Here is a 17,765-nt window from a genome sequence, read left to right as displayed (position 1 = left end):
AAAACCTCGCTCGGTATCCGCCCCGCCGACTCCCCGCCCCTCGCATCCACGCCGTCATCGAAGGTCCCATGCCGCACACCCTCGCTTCCCTGGTCAACCACACCGCGCTCAAGCTGACCGTGCTCGCGGGCGAGGAGCGGCTGAACGCCCCGGTGCGCTGGGCGCACGCCAGCGAGCTGATCGACCCGGTGCCCTACATGGAGGGCGGTGAGCTGCTGCTCATCACCGCCCTGAAGCTGGACGCCGAGGACGCGGAGGCGACCCGCACGTACGTCCGGCGGGTGGCCGAGGCCGGCGTCGTCGGCCTGGGCTTCGCGGTCGGCGTCAACTACGAAGGCGTGCCCGACGCGCTCGTCGAAGCCGCCCGGCAGGAGAACCTCCCGCTGCTCGGGGTGCCCCGCAAGACCCCCTTCATCGCGATCAGCAAGGCCGTCTCGGCCGCCGTCGCCGCCGACCAGTACCGCGCGGTGACCGCCGGCTTCGAGGCCCAGCGGGAACTGACCCGCGCCGCCCTCGGCCCCGACGGCCCGGCCGAACTGCTCGCCCGGCTCGCCGCCCACCTCGACGGCTGGGCCGCCCTCTACGACGCCTCGGGCGCCGTGGTGGCCGCCGCCCCCGACTGGGCAGCCCGCCGCGCCGCCCGGCTCTCCGACGACGTCGGCCGGCTGCGCGAACGGCCCGCCCCGGCCAGCTCCGTCGTCAGCGACACCGACGGCGACGACCGCGTCGAACTGCAGTCGCTGGGCACCGGCCGCCGCGCCCGCGGCGTCCTCGCGGTCGGCACCGGAGCCCCGCTCGGCACCGCCGAGCGCTACGCCGTGCACTCCGCCGTCGCGCTGCTCACCCTCACCACCGAACGCTCCCGTGCCCTGCAGGACGCCGAGCAGCGGCTGGGCGCGGCGGTGCTGAAGATGCTGCTGGCGGGCGAGCCCGAGCACGCCCGCGCGGTGGCCGGCCGGCTCTACGGCGGGCTGCTGGACGCCCCGTTCCGGGTGGTCATCGCCGAGCCCGTCGCCCCCGACGACGACGCGCCCGCGCCGCGCAAGGCCGCGGAGGCTCCGGCCGTGCTGGACACACTCGCCGACGCCATGGACTCCGCCGCCGCCAGGACCGGCGAGGCGGTGCTCGCAGTCCCCGACATCGGCCGGCTGACCGTGCTGGTCGCGGCCGGCGGCGCCGCCGAGGACGCCTGCTCCGCGTACGCCGCGGTCGTCGAGGCCCGCTCGGGGGCGCAGCAGCGAGGCCGCGGCCGGTCCGCGCGGACCGAGGCCGCGGCCGGCGTCGAGGGTCTGGCCGTCGGACTGTCCGCACCCACCGGCCCCGCGGCCGCCGCGCACGCCCACCGCCAGGCCCAGCAGGCGCTGTCCGTGGCCCGCCGCCGCGGCCGCGCGCTGGTCGAGCACGAGGACGTCGCCGCCGGATCCGTGTTGCCGCTGCTCGCCGACGACGCCGTACGCGCCTTCGCCGACGGGCTGCTGCGCGCCCTGCGCGACCACGACGCGACCGGCCGGGGCGACCTGGTGGAATCGCTGCGCGCCTGGCTGTCCCGGCACGGCCAGTGGGATGCCGCCGCCGCCGACCTGGGCGTCCACCGGCACACCCTGCGCTACCGCATGCGACGGGTGGAGGAGATCCTGGGCCGCTCCCTCGACGACGCGGACGTCCGGATGGAGCTGTGGCTGGCCCTCAAGGCGACGTCGACGCCCCCGGGGGAGTGAGCCGGGGCGGATTCGCCACGGGAGACCGGCGCGCGGAGCGACGGGTTCCCGCGCCCCCGCGACGCCACCCGTGAACCGTCTTTACGCCTCTTCCACCGCGGAGAGACCCGTGGACGGATTACGCCGCTTCGGACAAACGCCACGGCGGCGCCGCGCCCCTACGGTGGGGGCAGAGCTGAACACGCCGATACGCAGAGCCGCTCCCAGAGCCATGCGCACCACCCACCACTTCGGAAGGGCCGGGAACCACTGTGCCGATCCACACTGATGCAGCCCCCACCGCCTTTTGGCTCGCCGGCCGCCAGGCCACCGGCGAGGCCACCTTCGATGTCACCTCCCCCTGGGACGGACGTCTCGTCGGTACGGTGAGCGTCCCCACCGAGGCCCAGGTCGAGGAGGCCATCGCCGCCTCCGTCGCCGTCCAGGCCGAGTTCGCCGCGACCCCCGCGCATGTGCGGGCCGCCGCCCTGGACCACGTACAGCGCCGCCTGGTGGAGCGTACGGAGGAGATCGCTCAGCTGATCTCCGCCGAGAACGGCAAGCCCATGAAGTGGGCGCGCGGCGAGGTCGGCCGTGCCATCTCGGTGTTCCGCTTCGCGGCCGAGGAGGCCCGCCGCTTCAACGGCGGCGAGGCGCAGCGCCTGGACACCGACGCGGGCGGCGCCGGCCGTCTCGCGCTGACCCGCCGGTTCCCGCGCGGCACCGTCCTGGGCATCGCGCCGTTCAACTTCCCGCTCAACCTCTGCGCCCACAAGATCGCCCCGGCCATCGCGGCCGGCGCCCCGATCCTCCTCAAGCCGGCCCCCGCCACCCCGCTCTCCGGCCTGATCCTCGGTGACCTGCTGGCCGAGACCGAGCTGCCGGCCGGTTCCTGGTCGATCCTGCCGGTGCCCAACGAGCGGATGGAGGCGCTGGTCCAGGACGAGCGGCTGCCCGTCGTCTCCTTCACCGGTTCGGAGACGGTCGGCTACGCGATCCTGGACTCGGTCCCGCGCAAGCACTGCACCCTGGAGCTCGGCGGCAACGGCGCGGCCGTCGTCCTGCCGGACTTCTCCTCCGAGGCGGACCTGGACTGGGCGGCGCAGCGCATCGCCACCTTCTCCAACTACCAGGGCGGCCAGTCCTGCATCTCGGTGCAGCGGGTGATCGCCGACGCCACCGTCTACGACCGCCTGGTGCCCAAGATCGTGGCGGCCGTCGAGGCGCAGGTCACCGGCGACCCGTCGGACGACGCCACCGAGGTCGGCCCGCTGGTGAGCGAGGACGCCGCCAAGCGCGTCGAGGCGTGGGTCGACGAGGCGGTGCAGCGCGGCGCGAAGCTGCTGGCCGGCGGCAAGCGGGACGGTGCCTCGTACGCGCCGACCGTGCTCGCGGACGTGCCCGCCGACGCGACGCTCTCCTGCGAAGAGGTCTTCGGCCCGGTCCTCACCCTCAAGAAGGTCGACGGCGAGGCCGAGGCGTTCGACGCCGTCAACGACTCCAAGTACGGCCTCCAGGCGGGCGTGTTCACGCACGACGTGCAGACCGCCTTCCGCGCCCACCGCGCGTTGGAGGTCGGCGGCGTGATCGTCGGCGATGTGCCGTCCTACCGCGCCGACCAGATGCCCTACGGCGGTGTCAAGCAGTCCGGTGTCGGCCGTGAGGGCGTGCGGTTCGCCATGGACGACTACACCTACGAGCGGGTCATGGTCCTCACCGGACTGGATCTGTAACAGAAAAGCACCCGACCGGCCTGGACCGGTGGACAGCGGCGGCCTTCCCCGAGGCCACCCGCCGTCCAGGCCCGGCCGGCGCACCCCCCGGCGCCGGCCCCTCCGCGGCGCGCTCCGACATCACGTTCGGAGCGCGCCGCGGCCCCGTTTCACCCCCGGAATCCGCCGGTACGCCTCGTGCGCCCGTCCCGACGGCAGGCTCCCGGGGGCCGCCGCACCGGTCGGGACGGGCACTCGCCGCATACCACCGATGACGGATTTCCGCCCGGCCGGTCCGGTACAACCCGCGCCAGCAGTGGTGCAACCCCCGCGAATCGGGAACGCTCACAAGTAGCACGGACCGGTAGCCGACCGGCGCGCCGGTGCAATCTCCCGATCCGCGGCGAGGTGAGTTCCTGATGACCGCTCCGTCCATCCGTAACGTTTCCGAGCGCGAAGCACGCCAGGTCGCCGAGGCGGCCCGTGAACAGGACTGGCGTAAGCCCAGCTTCGCCAAGGAACTGTTCCTGGGGCGCTTCCGGCTCGACCTCATCCATCCGCACCCCACCCCGGCCGCGGACGACGTACGGCGCGGTGAGAAGTTCCTCGCCACCCTGCGCGAGTTCTGCGAGACGAAGATCGACAGCGCCCGCATCGAGCGCGAGGGCCGGATCCCGGACGAGACGGTCCAGGCGCTCAAGGAACTCGGCGCGCTCGGCATGAAGATCGACACCAAGTACGGCGGCCTCGGCCTCACCCAGGTCTACTACAACAGAGCCCTCTCCCTGATCGGCTCGGCGAGCCCGGCCATCGGCGCGCTGCTCTCCGCACACCAGTCGATCGGCGTTCCCCAGCCGCTGAAGACCTTCGGCACCCAGGAGCAGAAGGACACCTTCCTGCCGCGCTGCGCCCGTACGGACATCTCGGCGTTCCTGCTGACCGAGCCGGACGTCGGCTCGGACCCCGCCCGTCTGGCGACCACCGCGGTACCGGACGGCGAGGACTACGTGCTGGACGGCGTGAAGCTGTGGACCACCAACGGCGTGGTCGCCGACCTGCTCGTGGTGATGGCGCGGGTGCCCGCCTCCACCGGCCACAAGGGCGGGATCACCGCCTTCGTCGTCGAGGCGGACTCGCCCGGCATCACCGTCGAGAACCGCAACGCCTTCATGGGCCTGCGCGGCCTGGAGAACGGCGTGACCCGTTTCCACCAGGTGCGGGTCCCCGCCAAGCACCGCATCGGACCCGAGGGCGCCGGCCTGAAGATCGCGCTGACCACGCTCAACACCGGCCGGCTCTCGCTGCCCGCGATGTGCGTGGGCGCCGGCAAGTGGTGTCTGAAGATCGCCCGTGAGTGGTCGGCGGCCCGCGAGCAGTGGGGCAAGCCGGTCGCCCGGCACGAAGCCGTCGGCGCCAAGATCTCCTTCATCGCCGCCACCACCTTCGCCCTGGAAGCCGTCGTCGACCTCTCCTCGCAGATGGCCGACGAGAATCGCAACGACATCCGCATCGAGGCGGCCCTGGCCAAGCTCTACGGCTCCGAGATGGGCTGGCTGATGGCCGACGAACTGGTGCAGATCCGCGGCGGCCGCGGCTTCGAGACCGCCGCCTCGCTCGCCGCCCGCGGCGAGCGGGCCGTCCCCGCGGAGCAGATGCTCCGCGACATGCGGATCAACCGCATCTTCGAGGGCTCGACGGAGATCATGCATCTGCTGATCGCCCGGGAGGCGGTGGACGCCCACCTTTCGGTCGCCGGCGACCTCATCGACCCCGACAAGTCCCTCGCCGACAAGGGCCGGGCCGCCGCGAAGGCCGGCGGCTTCTACGCCCGCTGGCTGCCCAAGCTCGTCGCCGGACCGGGTCAACTCCCGCGCACCTACCAGGAGTTCGGTGAGCTCGCGGTCCATCTGCGGTACGTCGAGCGAGCCGCCCGCAAGCTCGCCCGCGCCACCTTCTACGCGATGTCCCGCTGGCAGGGCCGGATGGAGACCAAGCAGGGCTTCCTCGGCCGGATCGTCGACATCGGCGCCGAGCTCTTCGCGATGAGCGCGGCCTGCGTACGGGCGGAGCACCTGCGCGTCACCGGCGACAGCGGCCGCGAGGCCCACCAGCTGGCCGACGTCTTCTGCCGGCAGTCCCGGATCCGCGTCGAGGAGCTCTTCGCCAGGCTCTGGCACAACACCGACGACCTCGACCGCAAGGTCGTCTCCGGGGTCCTCGACGGCCGGTACACCTGGCTGGAGGAAGGCGTCATCGACCCCAGCGGCGACGGCCCCTGGATCGCCGACGCCACACCCGGCCCGAGCACCAAGGACAACGTCCACCGGCCGATCCGCTGACCGGGACGACACCGGCGCAGCGCCCCTGAAGGGGCGCCTCGACGGCTCGTACGGGCGGCCCACGGGTCGCCCGTACGAGGCGTCCGGGCCCGGCCGGGGCTGCCTGCGCGGCCCCCGCCGGCCCCCCTTGATCACCAGCTTGCCGACTCGGTGCCCGCGACGCCGCACCGACCGGCCACAATGGACCGCATGACGGACTCCCTCGCCCACCCGCATCTGCGTTTCGAGCCGGCTCCCACCGACCCGGGAGCACCGCGGGACCCCCGCTCCCTGGTAATTCTCGGGTCGACCGGTTCGATCGGCACCCAGGCGATCGACATCGTGCTGCGCAACCCCGACCGCTTCCGGGTCACCGCGCTCTCCGCGGCCGGCGGCCGGGTGGAGCTGCTCGCCGAGCAGGCGCACCGGCTGCGGGCCGGCACCGTCGCGGTCGCCCGTGAGGACGCGGTACCCGCCCTGCGGGAGGCGCTCGCGGCGCGGTACGGGGCCGGGGAGCCGCTGCCGGAGGTGCTGGCGGGCCCCGACGCGGCCACCGAACTTGCCGCCTCGCCGTGCCACACCGTCCTCAACGGCATCACCGGCTCCATCGGTCTCGCCCCCACCCTGGCCGCTCTCACCGCCGGCCGGGCCCTCGCCCTGGCCAACAAGGAGTCGCTGATCGTCGGCGGCCCGCTGGTCAAGGCCGCCGCCGCGGCGGGCCAGATCATCCCCGTCGACTCCGAGCACTCCGCGCTGTTCCAGGCGCTGGCCGGCGGCGCCCGCGAAGAGGTCCGCAAGCTCGTCGTCACCGCTTCCGGCGGCCCGTTCCGCGGACGCAGCAAGCGGGAGCTGGCCGGCGTCACCCCCGAGCAGGCACTCGCCCACCCCACCTGGTCGATGGGCCCGGTCGTCACGATCAACTCCGCGACCCTGGTCAACAAGGGCCTGGAGGTCATCGAGGCGCATCTGCTCTTCGACGTCCCCTTCGACCGCATCGAGGTTGTGGTCCATCCGCAGTCCTACATCCACTCGATGGTGGAGTTCACGGACGGCTCCACCCTCGCCCAGGCCAGCCCGCCCGACATGCGCATGCCGATCGCGCTGGGCCTGGGCTGGCCGCAGCGGGTCCCGGACGCCGCGCCCGGCGTGGACTGGACGAAGGCGCAGAACTGGGAGTTCTTCCCGCTCGACGAGGCCGCCTTCCCATCCGTCCCGCTGGCCTGCCACGTCGGCGGTCTCGGCGGCACGGCACCCGCCGTCTTCAACGCGGCGAACGAGGAATGCGTGGACGCGTTCCTCCGGGGCGGGCTGCCGTTCACAGGGATTGTGGATACGGTCGCCGAAGTGGTCGCCGAGCACGGCACGCCCGCGCAGGGAACTTCCCTGACCGTCGCGGACGTCCTGGAGGCGGAGACCTGGGCGCGCGCCCGCGCCCGCGAACTCGCCGCACGCGCGGCACGCACACCTTCGGAGGCTCGCGCATGACGACCTGGATGACCATCCTCGGCATAGTCGTCTTCGTCGTCGGCCTGCTGTTCTCCATCGCCTGGCACGAACTCGGCCACCTCTCCACGGCCAAGCTGTTCGGCATCCGGGTGCCGCAGTACATGGTCGGCTTCGGCCCGACGCTCTTCTCCCGCAGGAGGGGCGACACCGAGTACGGCGTCAAGGCCATCCCGCTCGGCGGCTACATCCGCATGATCGGCATGTTCCCGCCCGGCGATGACGGAAAGCTCCAGGCCCGCTCCACCTCACCGTGGCGCGGCATGATCGAGGACGCCCGCTCGGCGGCCTTCGAGGAGCTGCAGCCCGGTGACGAGAAGCGGCTGTTCTACACCCGCAAGCCGTGGAAGCGCGTCATCGTGATGTTCGCCGGACCGTTCATGAACCTGATCCTCGCGGTCGTGATCTTCATGAGCGTCCTGATGGGCTTCGGCATCAACACCCAGACCACCCAGGTCGGCTCCGTCTCGGACTGCGTCATCTCGGCCTCGGCCAAGACCGACAAGTGCCCCACCGCGGCCAAGGACTCCCCGGCCAAGGCCGCCGGCCTGCGGGCCGGCGACAAGATCGTCTCGTTCAACGGCCGGGCCGTCCCCGACTGGGGCGCCCTCCAGGAGCAGATCCGCGACACCACCGGGCCCGCGACGCTCGTCGTGGAGCGCGGCGGCGCGCAGCGGACCCTGCACGCCGACCTGATCGAGAACAAGGTCGCCAAGACCGACGGCCACGGCGGCTACGTCGCCGGCGAATTCGTCACCGCCGGATTCCTCGGCTTCACCCCGGCCAGCGGTGTCGTCCCGCAGTCCTTCGGGCAGTCCGTGGACCGCATGGGCAGCATGGTCGAGCAGGGCGTCGACTCGCTGGTCCACCTGCCCACCAAGGTTCCGGACCTGTGGGACGCCGCCTTCAACGGAGGCGAGCGCAAGCAGGACTCCCCGATGGGCGTGGTCGGCGCGGCCCGGGTGGGCGGCGAGGTCTTCTCCCTCGACATCCCGCCGGAGCAGCGGGTGGCGACCATGCTCTTCCTGGTCGCCGGCTTCAACCTCTCGCTGTTCCTGTTCAACATGCTGCCGCTGCTGCCGCTGGACGGCGGGCACATCGCCGGCGCCCTGTGGGAGTCCGTCCGGCGGGCCCTCGCCAAGGTCTTCCGGCGCCCCGACCCCGGCCCGTTCGACGTCGCCAAGCTGATGCCGGTCGCCTACGTCGTCGCAGGTGTCTTCGTCTGCTTCACCCTGCTGGTGCTCGTCGCCGACGTGGTCAATCCGGTGAAGCTGACCTGAGCCGGGGCCCCGGCCCGGCACCTCCCGCCAGACGCGGGCGGGGTGCCGGGCGGGGGCGGGCCGGCCACCGGCGGGCGGTACGGTGGCCCAGTGCTCCCATGGCGTATGGGTGTGCTCGGCGGCCCCCTTTCGAGCGTTTCCCAGGGGTAGGGATGTGCCTCCCGTAACCCTGGTGCCGTAATCTCGATGACCGGAGCCCGCCGAATTCGGGACCTAGATCCACACCTTGGGGTTGCTCGCCAGATGACTGCCATTTCACTCGGAATGCCGGACGTACCGACCAAGCTCGCCGACCGCCGGGTCAGCCGCAAGATCCAGGTCGGTACGGTCGCCGTGGGCGGAGACGCACCGGTCTCGGTGCAGTCGATGACGACCACCCGGACGTCCGACATCGGCGCCACGCTGCAGCAGATCGCCGAGCTGACGGCCTCCGGCTGCCAGATCGTCCGCGTCGCCTGCCCGACGCAGGACGACGCCGACGCACTGTCCGTCATCGCCCGGAAGTCCCAGATCCCGGTCATCGCGGACATCCACTTCCAGCCCAAGTACGTCTTCGCCGCCATCGACGCCGGCTGCGCCGCGGTCCGCGTCAACCCCGGCAACATCAAGCAGTTCGACGACAAGGTCAAGGAGATCGCCAAGGCGGCCTCCGACGCGGGCACCCCCATCCGCATCGGCGTCAACGCCGGATCGCTGGACGCCCGGCTGCTCGCGAAGTACGGCAAGGCCACCCCCGAGGCGCTCGTCGAGTCCGCCCTCTGGGAGGCGTCCCTCTTCGAGGAGCACGGCTTCCGCGACATCAAGATCTCGGTCAAGCACAACGACCCGGTCGTGATGGTCAACGCCTACCGCCAGCTCGCCGCACAGAGCGACTACCCGCTGCACCTCGGCGTCACCGAGGCCGGCCCCGCCTTCCAGGGCACCATCAAGTCCGCGGTCGCCTTCGGCGCACTGCTCTCCGAGGGCATCGGCGACACCATCCGCGTCTCGCTCTCCGCGCCGCCCGCCGAAGAGGTCAAGGTCGGCCTGCAGATCCTGGAGTCCCTCAACCTCAAGCAGCGTCGCCTGGAGATCGTCTCCTGCCCGTCCTGCGGCCGCGCCCAGGTCGACGTCTACAAGCTCGCCGACGAGGTCACGGCCGGCCTGGAGGGCATGGAGGTGCCGCTGCGCGTCGCCGTCATGGGCTGCGTCGTCAACGGCCCCGGCGAGGCCCGCGAGGCCGACCTCGGCGTCGCCTCCGGCAACGGCAAGGGCCAGATCTTCGTCAAGGGCGAGGTCATCAAGACCGTCCCCGAGTCGAAGATCGTCGAGACGCTCATCGAAGAGGCCATGAAGATCGCGGAGCAGATGGAGAAGGACGGCGTCGCCTCCGGTGCCCCCGTCGTCACCGCCGCCGGCGAGCCGGCCGGCGCCGTCGGCTGACGCCCCACGCCTGCGCCCCACCGCGTCCGAGCCCCGCCGCCCTCCCGGGCCGCGGGGCTCACGCATACCGCGCCCCGTCGCCGGACCGTCGCGAGCCCGGGTGCTGTCGCGCACGGAGAGGTAAAGTGCCAGGACCTGCTCCTGCCTGGCCTCCCAGGCCCGCAACGGTGAGGCATTCCGACACGTGCTGACGACCACCACCATCAAGGTGCTTGAGCCCGGGGAGCTCGACGACGCCCTCGTGGTCCTGGACCGCGATCCGGTCGCCAACGCCTTCGTCGCCGCTCGCGTACAGGTCGCGGGGCTCGACCCCTGGCGGCTCGGCGGAGAGATGTGGGGCTGGTACGTCGACGGCCGGCTGGAGTCCCTCTGCTACGCCGGCGCCAACCTCGTCCCCGTCTGCGCCACCCCGGAAGCCGTCCGCGGCTTCGCCGAACGCGCCCGCCGCCAAGGCCGCCGCTGCTCCTCCATCGTCGGCCCGGCAGGCCCCACCGCCGAGCTGTGGTCCCTCCTGGAGCCCTACTGGGGCGCCGCCCGTGAGGTACGCCGCCACCAGCCCCTCATGGTCACCAGCGCACCCGCCACCGAGGTCACACCCGACCCCGGCGTTCGCCGCATCCACAAGAACGAGATGGACGTGATCATGCCCGCGTGCGTGGCCATGTTCACCGAAGAGGTCGGCATCTCCCCGATGGCCGGCGACGGCGGGCTCCTCTACCAGGCCCGGGTCGCCGAACTCGTCGCCGCCGGCCGGTCCTTCGCGCGCATCGAGGACGGCAAGGTCGTCTTCAAGGCCGAGATCGGCGCAGCGACCCCCAAGGCATGCCAGATCCAAGGCGTCTGGGTCGACCCCGCCCACCGCGGCAAAGGACTCTCCGAGACCGGCATGGCCGCCGTACTGCGCTACGCCCTCAGCGACGTCGCCCCCGTCGTCAGCCTCTACGTCAACGACTTCAACGCCGCCGCCCGCGCCTCCTACCGCAGGGTGGGCTTCGAGGAAGTCGGCGCGTTCATGAGCGTACTGTTCTGACCCGCCGCCTTGTACGCTCCCGACCATGGATGACGTCGCGGTCGGCCCCCTCGATCTCGCTGCCCGGGTGGACGACGCACTCGCCGTGCAGGCCCTGGCGTTCGGTCTGACCGACGACGAGATCACCGTCCGACGGCACATCGTGCTGCGCCACCTCGGCTGCCGCGGCGCCCGCGCCCTCGGCGCCACCACCGCCGCCGGCCGACTCATCGCCTTCGTCTACGGCATGCCCAACGACCGCGGCCACTGGTGGTCCACCGTCGTCGAGCCCTACCTGCGCGGCGAAAGCCTCGACCACTGGCTCGACGACTCCTTCGTCATCACCGAGCTGCATGTGCACCCCGCCTACCAGAACCGCGGCATCGGCCGGACGCTCATCACCCGCATCACCGACGAGGCCCGAGAGCCCCGCAGCATCCTCTCCGCCATCGACACCGAGAGCCCGGCCCGCGCCCTGTACCGCTCCCTGGGCTACCGCGATCTCGCCCGCCGCGTCCTCTTCCCCAGCGCCCCGACGCCCTACGCCGTGATGGGTGCGCCGCTGCCGCTGCTGCGCCGCTGACCCCCTCCGGAGCGGAACGCATTTCCGTGCGCCACATCGGTGCGGCTAACCTCCAGGGAGTCATCTTTCTTACGCAGGAGAAACTCCCATGGCCAACGCCGCACAGGTCCAGCGCATGTCCCGCTTGATGATCAAGACGCTGCGTGACGACCCGGCCGACGCCGAGACCGCGAGCCACAAGCTGCTCGTACGCGCCGGGTACGTCCGCCGCACCTCCGCCGGCATCTGGAGCTGGCTGCCGCTGGGCAAGAAGGTGCTGGAGAACGTCTCGCGCGTGGTGCGCGAGGAGATGGACGCCATCGGCGGCCAGGAGGTCCTGCTGCCCGCGCTCCTTCCGAAGGAGCCGTACGAGGCCAGCGGCCGCTGGGAGGAGTACGGCGACCTGCTCTTCCGCCTCAAGGACCGCAAGGGCGCCGACTACCTCCTCGGTCCCACCCACGAGGAGATCTTCACCCTCACGGTCAAGGACCAGTGCACGTCCTACAAGGACCTGCCGGTCATCCTCTACCAGATCCAGACGAAGTACCGCGACGAAGCTCGCCCCCGCTCGGGCGTGCTGCGCGGCCGCGAGTTCCAGATGAAGGACTCCTACAGCTTCGACACCACGGACGAGGGCCTGGCCGAGTCCTACGCCCTGCACCGTGCGGCGTACCAGAAGATCTTCGAGCGCCTGGGCCTGGACTACCGCGTGGTCTCCGCCGTCTCCGGCGCGATGGGCGGCTCCGCCTCCGAGGAGTTCCTCGCCCCCGCCGCGGCCGGTGAGGACACCTTCGTGGACTGCCCGGCCTGCGACTACGCCGCGAACACCGAGGCCGTCACCACCAAGGTCGCACCGGTCGACGGCAGCGACCACGGGCCCATCGAGGAGCTGGACACCCCCGACACCCCCACTATCGAGACGCTCGCCGCGCACCTCGGCGTACCGGCCGGCGCCACCCTGAAGAACCTTCTGGTCAAGGTCGACGGGGAGATCGTCGGGGTCGGCGTGCCCGGCGACCGCGAGGTGGACCTCGGCAAGCTCGGCGAGCACCTCGCGCCGGCCACCGTCGAGCTGGTCACCGCCGAGGACTTCACCGACCGCCCCGACCTGGTGCGCGGCTACGTCGGCCCGCAGGGCCTGGCAGGCAAGTCCTTCCGCTTCCTCGCCGACCCGCGCATCGCCCAGGGCACCGCCTGGATCACCGGCGCCAACAAGCCCGGCATGCACGCCAAGAACGTCGTCGCCGGCCGCGACTTCGAGGTCGACGAGTACCTCGACGTGGTCGTCGTCGAGCCGGGCGACCCCTGCCCGAAGTGCGGCGCCGGCCTGCGTATCGACCGTGCCATCGAGATCGGCCACATCTTCCAGCTCGGCCGCAAGTACGCGGACGCCTTCGAGCTGGACGTGCTCGGCCAGAACGGCAAGCCCAGCCGTGTCACCATGGGCTCCTACGGCATCGGCGTCTCCCGTGCGGTCGCCGCCCTCGCCGAGCAGACCCACGACGACTCCGGCCTGTGCTGGCCCCGCGAGATCGCCCCGGCCGACGTGCACGTCGTCGCCGCCGGAAAGGCCAAGCAGACCGAGCTCGCCCTGGAGGTCGGCGAGAAGCTCGGTGCCGCGGGCCTGCGGGTCCTGGTCGACGACCGGGCCGGCGTCTCGCCCGGCGTGAAGTTCACCGACGCGGAGCTGCTCGGCGTCCCGACGATCCTGGTCGCCGGCCGCCGCGCCGCCGAGGGCGTCGTCGAGGTCAAGGACCGCCGCACCGGCGAGCGCGAGGAGCTGACCGTCGAGGAAGCCGTCGCCCGCCTCAGCGCGTAGGCGTCACACGGACGGGCCGGCCGGGTGGTGATCCACCCGGCCGGCCCGTCCGTCTCTCCGTCCCGCTGCCGGCTACAGCCAGGCCGCGAACTCCAGGAGCAGTTCGCCCCGTTGCCGGTCGCCCGAGGACGACTCCCGCACGCCCGCGCCGACCGCCCGGTACAGCGTCCAGTCCCGCAGCCGGTCCCGGTCGACCTCCAGGGAGTCGGCCAGCTTGGCCACCCTGCGGCGGGCCGCCGCGGCCGCGCCGGAGCCCGCCGCCAGATCCTCGAAGCGGTCCAGCACCAGGGCGGCAAGGTCGTACGCCCGCTCGCCGACGACCGGCGCCGGCCCGACCGCCAGCCACGGCACCCGCTCGCCGGCCAGCACCTTGCCCTGCCGGAACGCGCCGTGCAGCAGGTACGCCTCGTCGGAACCTGCCGGCAGCGCCCGGCGCAGCTCCAGCGCCTCGTCCACCAGGGGCGCGGCGGCCTCCACGGCCTCTCCCGCCGCCCGCAGCGCCTCCGCGGCCTCCTCGGTGCGCCCGGCCAGTGTCTCGAAGGGATGCTTCTCGCCCGGAGGCACCCACAGCCGCTGCGCCGTACCCGCCGCCTCCAGCAGCGCCTTGGCCTCCGGCAGCGAACGCAAGGACACCGAGCCCTGCAGCCGCTCCAGCAGCAGCGCGCCGCTCTCCTCGTCCGACCGCAGCAGCCGCACCGCACCCCAGCCGTCCCACGCCGTCAGGGCCGCGGCCTCATGCGCGGAAACCCGCCCCGGCACCGGGAACTTCAACGCCGCGGGCGCCCCGTCCTGCTGCCGTACGAGCGCCAGCAGACTGCTGCGGCCCCCGGGTGCGTGCACCCGCTCCAGCGTCAGCTCCCACGCCGCCAGCCGCTCCTGAACCATCGTCGGCAGCTCCGCGAGCCAGCCCCGGACAACGTCGTCCTGCTCGCCGCTCAGCGAGCTCACCAACCGTTGCGGCGGTTCGATGGGTGCGGTTGCCATGCTTGAGCTGTCCCTTTCCTGGTGGTGACCGCGGGCGGCCGTTCAGAGCGCGTTCGAGGAAGCGCTTGCGGAGCCGGTCGGGAGGCCGGCCTGGGCCCGTTCCCCGAGACCAGGGAAGGCTACGCCGCTGCCGCGCCAGCGCACCGACCGCACCGCCGCCTCGCGCAGTGCGGCGGCCGCCTCCGCACGGCGTGCCGTGCCACCGGAGCGCACGAGGTCCGCGTAGACGGCGGCCAGCCGGTCCTCCAACTCCGCGGCGAGCCGGGCCGCGGCGGCCGCGTCCGGCACCGGGAACGGCAGTTCGTACGCCGCGGCCGAGGCCTTCGGCTTGCCGCCCAGATCGCGGACCGCACGGTGCAGGGCGTCGCGGCGGGCACGGTGTCCGTCGTAGGCCGCCTGCGCCTCCTTGCGCCGCTCGCCGGTGATACGGCCGCCGACGACGCCGTAGCCGTACACGGCCGCGTGTTCGGCGGCCAGGGCGGCCTGCACAGCTGTCAGCTCGTCGTGCCCGCTGTCGTCGTCCTCGGTGCGCGCTGTCCCGACCCTCATGTGATTGCCCTTTTTCCGGTCCTGTGGTTACGGCGATCCCCGCATGGCGCGTGGGTGCGTGGGTGACGCGGCGGCCGGCCGGGAATCGAGGCCCCGCCCGCGCCGTACGTCTGCGGGGCGCTCACGCCTCGGACTCCGCCAGCAGATACGCGTGGGCCGCGCCCGACGCCGCCACCGAGGCGAGCAGTCGTGCCAGCTCGGGGGGCGCGGCTTTGAGTGCTTTGGTGCGGGTATCGGACAGTTCGCGTTCCGCGTCGGCCAGGGCTGTCCTGGCGGCCTTCCGGTCCTCGGGGACGGCGGGGCCCGAGGACGGGCCGGCGCTCGGTGAAGCGCCGGAAGAGTGGACGCCGGCGTTGCGGGCCGAGGCGTCGGACGGGGTCGCGGTCGGGGACGGGGCGGCGGCATCGCCGGTGAAAGCCCTTGCGTGGCGCGCGACTTCGGAGCGCAGCGGCCGCAGCCGTGCCTCCAGGTCCGGGTGTGCGGCCAGTGTCGCGTCGTAGCGAGCCAGCAGCTGTTCGCTGTCACGGGCGGAGCGCTCGCGGAGCCGCTCGGCGGCGGAGGAGTGCTCGGCCCGGGAGGGGTCGGGTTCCTCGGAGCAGCCCACGAGCAGGGCCGCGCCCCCGAGGGCGGCACCGGCCAGCAGGGTCCTTCTGCGCGTGAGCTTCACGTTCGGCACGTTCCACTTCCCGGGTCTTCCGTAGTGATCACCGCAGGCGAGGGTATCCGTGACCGGCCACCGAATCGTCAGTACCCCGCCGGAACAGATAGGCTTTGACCCGACACGCGACCTACCCACAACAGCACACGCGGCCGAGGAGTCACCCGGATGAGCACGACCCAGAGCGAGAGGCTGCGCGGATTGCTTGAACCGCTCGTCGCCGCGCGAGACCTGGATCTGGAAGAGATCGAGGTGACCCCCGCAGGCAAGCGACGGGTGCTGAGGATCGTGGTCGATTCCGACGAGGGCGTCCAGCTGGACGAGTGTGCCGAGCTGAGCCGCGAGGCCTCCCAGGTCCTGGACGACACCGATGTGATGGGCGGCGCCCCGTACACCCTTGAGGTGACCTCACCCGGCGCCGACCGGCCGTTGACCGAGCTGCGGCACTACCGCCGCGCCGTCGGCCGTCTCATCAAGGCCCAACTGACCGACGCAGCAGGGTCCGGCGAGCTGGTGGCGCGTATCACCGCCGTCGATGACGAGGGCCTGGACCTCGAGGTGCCGGGCGTCAAGGGCCGTAAGCCGACCGCCCGCCGGGTCGCATTCGCCGAGATCGCCAAGGCGCGGGTCGAGCTGGAATTCAGCCGTAAGCCCGAGAAGGCGGACAAGCGCGACGCGCAGCAGGACGAGAAGATCGACGAGATCGACGAGATCGACGAGATCGACGAGATCGACGAGATCGACGAGCACGACGAGAACGACGAGAACGACGAGAACGACGAGAACAAGGAGGAGGCGTAGCCGTGGATATCGACATGAGTGCCCTGCGGGGTTTGGTGCGGGAGAAGGAGATCTCGTTCGACCTGCTGGTCGAGGCGATCGAGTCGGCCCTCCTCATTGCCTACCACCGCACCGACGGCAGCCGCCGGCAGGCGCGGGTGGAGCTGGACCGCAACACCGGGCACGTGACGGTGTGGGCCAAGGAGGACCCGGCGGACCTGGAGGAGGGCGCCGAGCCCCGCGATTTCGACGACACCCCCTCCGGTTTCGGACGGATCGCGGCGACCACCGCCAAGCAGGTCATCCTGCAGAGGCTGCGGGACGCCGAGGAGGAGATCACCTTCGGCGAGTTCGCCGGGCGTGAGGGCGATGTCATCACCGGCGTCGTCCAGCAGGGCAAGGACCCGAAGAACGTCCTGGTGGACATCGGTCCGATGGAGGCCATGCTGCCGGTGCAGGAGCAGGTCCCCGGTGAGGACTACGCGCACGGCACCCGCATCCGCAGTTACGTCGTCCGGGTGGCCAAGGGCGTCCGCGGCCCGTCGGTGACGCTCTCGCGCACGCACCCCAATCTGGTGAAGAAGCTCTTCGCCATGGAGGTCCCGGAGATCGCGGACGGTTCGGTGGAGATCTCCGCCATCGCCCGCGAGGCCGGCCACCGCACGAAGATCGCCGTACGGTCCACCCGTTCCGGCCTGAACGCCAAGGGCGCCTGCATCGGCCCGATGGGCGGCCGGGTGCGCGCCGTCATGGCCGAGCTGCACGGCGAGAAGATCGACATCGTGGACTGGTCCGACGACCCGGCCGACCTGGTGGCGAACGCACTGTCGCCGGCCCGGGTCAGCAAGGTCGAGGTCGTGGACCTGGCGGCCCGGTCCGCCCGGGTCACCGTCCCCGATTACCAGCTGTCCCTGGCCATCGGCAAGGAAGGGCAGAATGCCCGGCTCGCCGCCCGTCTCACGGGCTGGCGGATCGACATCCGTCCCGACACCGAGCAGCAGGCACCGCAGGACTGACCGAAGCGGCGTCGCCGCGTCCCGCCGGAAAGGGGGTCGCGGCGTCCTGCCGGAAATTTCAGCAGCCGTTCCGGCCTTACCCCATCGGGGTGAGGCCGCCGCGGGGAGGTAGACTTAAGCAGTGTCTGGCCGGACGCATGCCCGCGCATGCCCTGAGCGAACCTGTCTGGGATGCCGGGAGCGAGCGGCCAAGGGCGATTTGCTGCGCATCGTGGCGATGGAGGGTGAGTGTGCCCCCGATCCTCGCGGTACGCTGCCCGGCCGGGGTGCTTACGTGCACCCGACACTGGTCTGCCTCGACCTGGCGGTTCGCCGCCGGGCTTTTCCCCGGGCTTTTCGGGGCCGGGGACCGTTCGACACAACGGCCTTGCGCCACCACGTCGAGCGTGCCGAGCAGCCGCCCCTGCACTAACGCACAGCAAGAACGCACAGCGCACGGAAAACCGTGCGGTCAGG

The 17,765-nt window shown here is 72.1% G+C and carries 15 protein-coding genes; 12 read left to right on the top strand and 3 right to left on the bottom strand.

Features of this window, described 5'->3' with window-relative positions:
* Positions 1–68 precede the first annotated feature (68 nt).
* The 9 genes from ACH4FH_RS19785 to ACH4FH_RS19745 all read left to right on the top strand — a co-directional run bounded on the left by ACH4FH_RS19785 (position 69) and on the right by ACH4FH_RS19745 (position 13,322).
* Positions 69–1,718: a PucR family transcriptional regulator gene (locus ACH4FH_RS19785; protein WP_398557169.1), complete on the top strand. Its 1,650-nt coding sequence runs from the start codon at positions 69–71 to the stop codon at positions 1,716–1,718.
* A 251-nt stretch (positions 1,719–1,969) separates the two neighbouring features.
* The gene (locus ACH4FH_RS19780) at positions 1,970–3,430 is read left to right on the top strand and encodes an aldehyde dehydrogenase family protein (RefSeq protein ID WP_398557168.1); all 1,461 of its coding nucleotides are present in this window, start codon (positions 1,970–1,972) and stop codon (positions 3,428–3,430) included.
* 398 nt (positions 3,431–3,828) lie between these two features.
* The gene (locus tag ACH4FH_RS19775) at positions 3,829–5,748 is read left to right on the top strand and encodes an acyl-CoA dehydrogenase family protein (RefSeq protein ID WP_398557167.1); all 1,920 of its coding nucleotides are present in this window, start codon (positions 3,829–3,831) and stop codon (positions 5,746–5,748) included.
* A 189-nt stretch (positions 5,749–5,937) separates the two neighbouring features.
* On the top strand, positions 5,938–7,212 hold the full coding sequence (dxr, locus tag ACH4FH_RS19770) for a 1-deoxy-D-xylulose-5-phosphate reductoisomerase (RefSeq protein ID WP_398557166.1): 1,275 nt from the start codon (positions 5,938–5,940) through the stop codon (positions 7,210–7,212).
* A complete protein-coding gene (locus ACH4FH_RS19765) occupies positions 7,209–8,510 on the top strand; it encodes a M50 family metallopeptidase (RefSeq protein WP_398557165.1) in 1,302 nt (433 codons plus the stop codon). Before dxr ends, ACH4FH_RS19765 begins: the two co-directional genes overlap by 4 nt.
* 243 nt (positions 8,511–8,753) lie before the next feature.
* Positions 8,754–9,932, top strand: coding sequence for a flavodoxin-dependent (E)-4-hydroxy-3-methylbut-2-enyl-diphosphate synthase (ispG, locus tag ACH4FH_RS19760; protein WP_398557164.1), 1,179 nt, complete (start codon positions 8,754–8,756; stop codon positions 9,930–9,932).
* Between the two features lie 184 nt (positions 9,933–10,116).
* Entirely contained in the window at positions 10,117–10,962 is an 846-nt protein-coding gene (locus ACH4FH_RS19755; RefSeq protein WP_398557163.1) for a GNAT family N-acetyltransferase, read from the top strand.
* A 25-nt stretch (positions 10,963–10,987) separates the two neighbouring features.
* Positions 10,988–11,524: a GNAT family N-acetyltransferase gene (locus ACH4FH_RS19750; RefSeq protein ID WP_398557162.1), complete on the top strand. Its 537-nt coding sequence runs from the start codon at positions 10,988–10,990 to the stop codon at positions 11,522–11,524.
* Between the two features lie 88 nt (positions 11,525–11,612).
* The gene (locus ACH4FH_RS19745; RefSeq protein WP_398557161.1) at positions 11,613–13,322 is read left to right on the top strand and encodes a proline--tRNA ligase; all 1,710 of its coding nucleotides are present in this window, start codon (positions 11,613–11,615) and stop codon (positions 13,320–13,322) included.
* Between the two features lie 72 nt (positions 13,323–13,394).
* Here ACH4FH_RS19745 and ACH4FH_RS19740 read toward each other — a convergent pair whose 3' ends face one another.
* From ACH4FH_RS19740 to ACH4FH_RS19730, 3 genes are all read right to left on the bottom strand, one after another.
* A complete protein-coding gene (locus ACH4FH_RS19740) occupies positions 13,395–14,306 on the bottom strand; it encodes an aminoglycoside phosphotransferase family protein (RefSeq protein ID WP_398557160.1) in 912 nt (303 codons plus the stop codon).
* Between the two features lie 42 nt (positions 14,307–14,348).
* Positions 14,349–14,855, bottom strand: a complete 507-nt coding sequence (locus ACH4FH_RS19735; protein ID WP_398557159.1) for a ferritin-like domain-containing protein — start codon at positions 14,853–14,855, stop codon at positions 14,349–14,351.
* A gap of 121 nt (positions 14,856–14,976) precedes the next feature.
* Positions 14,977–15,522 carry a hypothetical protein gene (locus ACH4FH_RS19730; protein ID WP_398557158.1) on the bottom strand — a complete coding sequence of 182 codons (546 nt, stop codon included), beginning with the start codon at positions 15,520–15,522 and terminating at the stop codon, positions 14,977–14,979.
* A gap of 159 nt (positions 15,523–15,681) precedes the next feature.
* Here ACH4FH_RS19730 and rimP point away from each other — a divergent pair, with 159 nt between their 5' ends.
* The 3 genes from rimP (at position 15,682) to ACH4FH_RS19715 (ending at position 17,721) form a co-directional block, all read left to right on the top strand.
* On the top strand, positions 15,682–16,314 hold the full coding sequence (gene rimP / locus ACH4FH_RS19725) for a ribosome maturation factor RimP (protein ID WP_398557157.1): 633 nt from the start codon (positions 15,682–15,684) through the stop codon (positions 16,312–16,314).
* A 2-nt stretch (positions 16,315–16,316) separates the two neighbouring features.
* Complete coding sequence (gene nusA / locus ACH4FH_RS19720; protein ID WP_398557156.1) at positions 16,317–17,309, top strand: transcription termination factor NusA; 993 nt, start codon at positions 16,317–16,319, stop codon at positions 17,307–17,309.
* A gap of 121 nt (positions 17,310–17,430) precedes the next feature.
* The gene (locus ACH4FH_RS19715) at positions 17,431–17,721 is read left to right on the top strand and encodes a YlxR family protein (protein WP_393895591.1); all 291 of its coding nucleotides are present in this window, start codon (positions 17,431–17,433) and stop codon (positions 17,719–17,721) included.
* The last annotated feature ends 44 nt before the right edge of the window (positions 17,722–17,765 follow it).

The organism is Streptomyces sp. NPDC017993 (assembly GCF_044328065.1).
In the GTDB taxonomy this organism is placed as follows: domain Bacteria; phylum Actinomycetota; class Actinomycetes; order Streptomycetales; family Streptomycetaceae; genus Streptomyces.
Note: the sequence above shows the minus strand (reverse complement) of the source record. Positions and strands in the feature narration are given on the sequence as shown.